General features: G+C 61.8%; 3 protein-coding genes and 1 pseudogene. All 4 read left to right on the top strand.

The features are described 5' to 3' along the window. Nucleotides 1-880, top strand: an 880-nt coding sequence (locus tag A3AG_RS34655) for a serine hydrolase domain-containing protein (RefSeq protein WP_209437565.1), incomplete at its 5' end; no start/stop codon positions are given. A gap of 67 nt (nucleotides 881-947) precedes the next feature. Beyond that, a complete protein-coding gene (locus A3AG_RS34650) occupies nucleotides 948-1,286 on the top strand; it encodes a serine hydrolase (RefSeq protein WP_012354785.1) in 339 nt (112 codons plus the stop codon). Between the two features lie 369 nt (nucleotides 1,287-1,655). Beyond that, nucleotides 1,656-1,931: an IS66 family insertion sequence element accessory protein TnpB gene (gene tnpB, locus A3AG_RS30935; RefSeq protein WP_012354783.1), complete on the top strand. Its 276-nt coding sequence runs from the start codon at nucleotides 1,656-1,658 to the stop codon at nucleotides 1,929-1,931. A gap of 110 nt (nucleotides 1,932-2,041) precedes the next feature. Continuing rightward, nucleotides 2,042-3,022 (top strand): annotated as a pseudogene (locus tag A3AG_RS30930) (transposase); the annotation flags it as partial.

The following is a 3,022-nucleotide window of genomic DNA, read 5'->3' as shown; positions in this document are numbered from 1 at the left end:
CGCGCATGAATGTGGGATTGGATGGGATCCTCAAAGCAACGCTTCAGCCAGTCGTCGCGCTGACGTCCGCTGGAGGTATTTCAGCGGCCTGCTAATGCTCATTCTTCCAACATTCGCAAGACTCAGCGTTGCGCTGTCGCTTCTCGCGTCCACTACAGTAGCCTGCGCGCGCCTGCCCGCGCCAGTGGCGGCAGCCGAGGTCGGAATGTCCGCGGGACGGCTCGGCGCGGTCGGCGACTGGATGCAGTCCCAGGTGGAATCCAAACGCGTGCCAGGGGCAGTGATGCTGATCGTGCGGAACGGCCAGGTCGCCTACTTCGAAGCTGTGGGGCAGCAGGATCCGGTGCATGGCACGCCCATGAGCAAGGACAGCATCTCCCGGATCTACTCGATGACCAAGCCCATGACTTCGGTTGTCGCCATGATGTTGGTGGAGGAAGGCAAGCTGCAGCTCGATGCACCGCTGTCGCGGTTCCTTCTCGCCTTCGCCACCATGAAGGTCGGTGTCGAGCGGAAGGACCCGGCCACTGGCGCAAAGACTCTGGAGTCGGTGGGTACCTTACGGCCGATAACCGTGCACGACCTGTTGCGGCATACTTCGGGCATCACCTACGGCGTCTTCGGCGATTCTGCGGTCGAGCGCCTGTACCGGGCCGCACAGATCGGACTCCACGGCGACTTCACGAATGCCGAACTGGCAGACCGGGTAGCGGCGCTGCCGCTGCAGAATCAGCCAGGCACGGCCTGGGAATATGGATTCTCCACCGATGTCCTGGGCCGCGTGCTGGAAGTAGTGGAAGGCCAAACCTTGGGCACCATCATGCGCAGGCGGCTCTTTGCCCCACTGGGAATGAAGGACACTGGGTTCGGCCTTCCCTGAGGCTGCTAAGCATGCCAAACTTGTCCAGCCCTTCTCCGACGACGAGGAGGTCGTGCCGGGACTCCGCATGTTTGATCCCCGCATGCCCCGGAAGTTCGAGTCGGGCGGTGCCGGCCTCGTTTCCACGGCGCAAGACTATGCCCGCTTTGCGCAGATGCTGGCCAACGGCGGCTCACTCGATGGTCGGCGCTACCTCAGCCCCCGGACAATCGAGTCCATGACTGCGGACCACGTGGCCAATGGGATCGCACCTGGATCGCTCTATCTGCCCGGAGCCGGCTATGGATTCGGACTGGGATTCGCCGTGCGTCGCACGGCCGGCGAAGCGCCCTCCGTCGGCTCGCCCGGCGAGTACAACGTAAGCAGTCTTTCATCGGCGTCTATCAAATGGCATGCTGAATGGTGATGATGTTCTCCACCTACTTCAGGAGAACATTGATGAGCGAAGCATCGCCGGAACTGAAAGTTGTCAGCGGCAACAGCAGGGGTCGCAAGCGATACGACAACGCCAGCAAGCGAGCACTGGTTGAGGCCTGTCTGCGGCCAGGGGGCCCGGCGCGCCTGTGCAACAGACGCAGACGAGAACAATGACCGAGAACCGACCCTTAGCATTCGTGGCCGTTGAGTCTATCTCAGAGGCGACGTCAGTCGATCCAACCTCCGCCTGTATGGCCGTCGCGTTGGATGTGCGATTGCCCAATGGCGTCGAACTGGATCTGAGCCAGGCGGATCTCCCAGGACTGACGATGATTGTCCAGATGCTGGGGAGGATGCCGTGTTCCGGTTCGACAGCGGGCTGAAGGTATTCCTGCATCGCGAGCCGGTGGACTTCCGGATGGGGATCAACGGGCTGTCGATTCTGGTGGAGCAGGCGATGTTGCTCAACCCGTTTGACCACTCGCTGTACGTGTTCGGCAACCGACGGTGCGACCGTATCAAGATCCTCGGCTGGGACGGTGCTGGTTTCTGGTTATTCCTCAAGCGATTGGAAGCCGAGGATCGCTTCGTGTGGCCGGACACGACCGATATCGTCACGCTCACCGTCGATTAGTTGCATTGGTTGCTGGACGGCATCGACATCGCAGTCATCAGGAAGCATCCCCAACGCATCTACGTGCGAACGAGTTGAACTCTCGGATGGGCATGTCGGTCCAACCGGCCATGCCCGTCAACGTCACGATCACTGCTGAAGAACTTGAGGAGTTGCTCGCAGAACGCGACGCAGCGCGCCAGCTTCGCCTCGAACGTGATGTACTTCGGGGTGAGTTGCGCTTGGTAAAAGCTGAACGCGAGCTGGCAGAAGAACGACTGCGTGCCTATCGGCGCGAATTGTTCGGTGCCAAGAGCGAAGCACGTGATACGGGCCAACTCGGGCTGTTCAACGAGGCCGAAGCACTCACCGCCACCGCACAGCCTGCACAGGAAGACGTGCCCGGCACGAAGATCGCCGCTCACACCCGCAACAAGCGTGGTCGCAAGTCCCTCGTCCCAAGCTGCCACGCGAAGTGGTGCGTCACGACCTGCCGGAGTCCGAACACTTCTGTGCCCACGATGGCCACGCGCTGGTCGAGATCGGCGTTGAGATCAGCGAACAACTGGACGTGCTCCCGGAACAGGTCCGTGTCATCCAGCACCAGCGCGTCAAGCGTGCCTGCCCGTGCTGCGATCTGGGCATCAAGGTCACGCCGGCGCTGCCGCGTATCATCCCCCGTGGCCTGTTCACCGAGTCGGCGCTGGCCTGGATTGCCCCGGCAAGTACCAGTTAGGCATGCCCCTGTATCGCCAAGCCGCATTGCTGCGCCGCTTCGGCGGCGCATCTCGGCCAATACCATCGCCGCCAGCATGGTGCGCGTGGGCCAGGCCGTGCAGCCGGTGATCAACCTGCTTCGCGACACGCTGCTTGATTCCGACATCATCTACGGCGACGAGACCACTCTCCAGGTCTTGAAGGAGCCAGGACGGCGACCACAGAGAGGTCTGGCTACGCTCGGCGCTGAGCAAGGTATCGTCCAAAAGCGATACCGCGAAGCCGATGGGCTGCGCATTGAGTCAGTCGACAACGGACGTAGCAGCGAACGCGGCGCCGCCGTCTATTCGGCGGTGGCTCTAGCCAACCTGAATGATCTCGATTCGGAGGCTTAC

The sequence above is a fragment of the Cupriavidus neocaledonicus genome (assembly GCF_000372525.1).
GTDB lineage: Bacteria > Pseudomonadota > Gammaproteobacteria > Burkholderiales > Burkholderiaceae > Cupriavidus > Cupriavidus neocaledonicus.
Note: the sequence above shows the minus strand (reverse complement) of the source record. Positions and strands in the feature narration are given on the sequence as shown.